General features: G+C 47.2%; 3 protein-coding genes. 1 reads left to right on the top strand and 2 read right to left on the bottom strand.

The features are described 5' to 3' along the window. Window positions 1-1,444 (bottom strand): hypothetical protein (locus RMO84_RS03870; RefSeq protein WP_396135764.1); only part of this gene is annotated, 1,444 nt, incomplete at its 3' end. Window positions 1,445-1,477: 33 nt separating this feature from the next. Next, window positions 1,478-1,927 (bottom strand): hypothetical protein, encoded by a 450-nt coding sequence (locus RMO84_RS03865; RefSeq protein WP_310487154.1) that lies wholly within the window; start codon window positions 1,925-1,927, stop codon window positions 1,478-1,480. Between the two features lie 239 nt (window positions 1,928-2,166). Between RMO84_RS03865 and RMO84_RS03860 the strand changes: the two genes are divergently transcribed. Further along, the coding region (locus RMO84_RS03860) for a hypothetical protein (RefSeq protein ID WP_310487153.1) at window positions 2,167-2,403 on the top strand (237 nt) is incomplete at its 3' end.

Raw genomic sequence — 2,403 nt, 5'->3', positions numbered from 1 at the left:
TGGCAAACTGGCCGCCATTCCCAAAGCCAACATCGATCCCATTAGTGTTGTAGAAAAGACTGCCGCTACCGCTGTTATAAACGATCGCAGCAGTACTAGTTGCCGCTGAAGCATCATCGGTTACGATGGCAAAGTTACTGGCAACATCTTGGTTAAAAAGGTTGAAGGTAGCCTTATTCAAACCGATTGAATCTTCCCCAGACGTAAAATCATTAATTCGGTCGATGCCCAAAGAGGTGGCATTGAAAAGTGTCCCATCGCCAAAGACAAATCGATCGTTGCCCACGCCCCCAGTGAGAATATCATCCCCCGCACCACCATAGAGAAAATCGTTGCCAGTACCACCGATGAGGGCATCTTTACCTTCATTACCAAAGAGGATGTCATTACCAGCACCCCCGCGAATGTAGTCATCGCCAGCAAGACCAGAGATCGTATCGTTACAATCGGTACCAAATAAAATATCATCTCCTGCTGTCGGCTGATTGACCTTATCCGGCAGAACTGGATTTACACCAGCAACTGCTTCAAGTAGTAGCTTAAAGACATTACCAGCACCAGAATTGTCACGTACTTCTTCAACACCTTGTCGATCGGCGAATAATGCTGCCAGGTTGGGGTTGTTCTTTTGGACTATTTCCTTGACGACTTGCCAATCTTTACCTTGCCAGGTAAAGTCAGCCTGATTGAGTTCATCGACAGAAATCTCAGCTAGAGTTAGATCCGCAGGTCGATCGGTAGCCGCTCGGAATTGAGCTATCAATGGATTGCTAGTATCGGGCAAAAAAGCACTAAAATCGGCAAGAATTCCAGAGAGATGCTTGCGAGTAGCGTAATCTATTTTGCCAGCTTCTGGCGCAACCGGGATCTCGTAAGTACCAACTGTCACTTTCCCCTGAATAAAGGCATCGCCAGTGAGACTGCGATAGTCTCCGTCAGTAATATAGTGCCGAACTTGACTCGGATCGCCGCCATTTTCAGTAAATTTATCGGCAGTCGCTCGATCGATTCCTGGCGATTCAAATGATACCGCAGAACCGATTGAGGTGGGAAACGCGCTAGCGACGAGTTGAGTTAATGACCCGCCTCGACTGAATCCAGTGACATCTGGCTTGAACCCTTGGGGGTTAGCTTGTTGGTTATTGGTAATATTGCCAATCCAGTCTTGAATGGCTTGCTTGCTGGCGATAAACTCTTCGTTACCAACACTAGTCGGATTTCCAGACGATCCGCCTGGTAGCACTAGCACTGGTGGGTTGCTGCCATCCTTGGAGCTGAGACCGATTGTTTGACCGAGATCGGCGTAGGGAGCGAACACCCGATCGACTTTGTAACCGAGGGTATCAAATGCTTGCTCTGCCACAGATCTGGTTTGAGGATCTGAGTATAGACTAACTGCTTTAGCTAACAGTTCGTATCGAGCATCAAATTGTGAATTAGACATAATTATTCTCCTGAGATTTACGTGCGTGGGATGCTAGAATCGCAGACTGGTACCGACAATAATGCGACCGTTGACCTCCTTACTAGTCGGAATAGTCGCACTGGTAAACAGGGTGAATTTCTCGCTGAGATTTACATCTAAACCTAAGTTAAAAAACCCCGACACATTGGGATTGCGATTGTTATCTACCCCGAACCCATAACCGATATATGGAGTCAGCGAAGGCACAATTTGAAAGTTATAGGTAAGACTGGCTCCGTAGGGAATTCGACCGTCGATAAAGTCTAGATAAGGACGCAGCGCAAAATTTCCACCAAAGGGCAGTTTGGCACTGACCCCCAAGGTGGTTTTATCTTTGCCAAAAGTGACGGCGGGGCCGATATAACTATCGTTGATACCTTCACCCCTAACGACTTGGGGCAAACACATTTCGATCGCGCTGACAATCGTTAAAATGGCCAAGCTTGCCAAAAATTTAGGCATGACGTTTATCCTGTAAGTAACTGCACTCAAGTTACTCGGTCGTACCCCATTCCCACATCGTGCGATCGGTTTGACCGATCGGTCAATTGCGCGATCGCCATCGATCGGTGTAAATAGTGGTAGGTTGGGTTGCGGATGAAATCGTGCCGAAGGCGGAAACCTCAGCGCGATTTCAGTCGCTAAACCCGCCCCTACAGATAATAGAGGGGAAACAGATCGGTCGAATTATGTCGTTGAAAATGCTCGCAAGATGGAGATCGTTAGTCTGTCGATTAAGTCGCAAATTACAGCCAGATCGGGACTCGGCAGAGTATCAAACTTGGCGGCAACAATTTTTGCTCGATCGATTGAAAATTGCCTTGTGGATTGCCTTTCCGATGACAATTGCCCTGCACGCTAGTCAATTATTTGTATTCTTTTTAGACTCCCAACGCTTCGAGCAGGACATACTCAGATTTTATGGGGATACTAGTTTA

Origin of the sequence: Chamaesiphon sp. VAR_69_metabat_338 (genome assembly GCF_031423935.1) — a bacterium.
GTDB lineage: Bacteria > Cyanobacteriota > Cyanobacteriia > Cyanobacteriales > Chamaesiphonaceae > Chamaesiphon.
The sequence above is the reverse complement of the archived record's forward strand: the minus strand, read 5'-3'. Positions and strand labels throughout refer to the sequence as shown.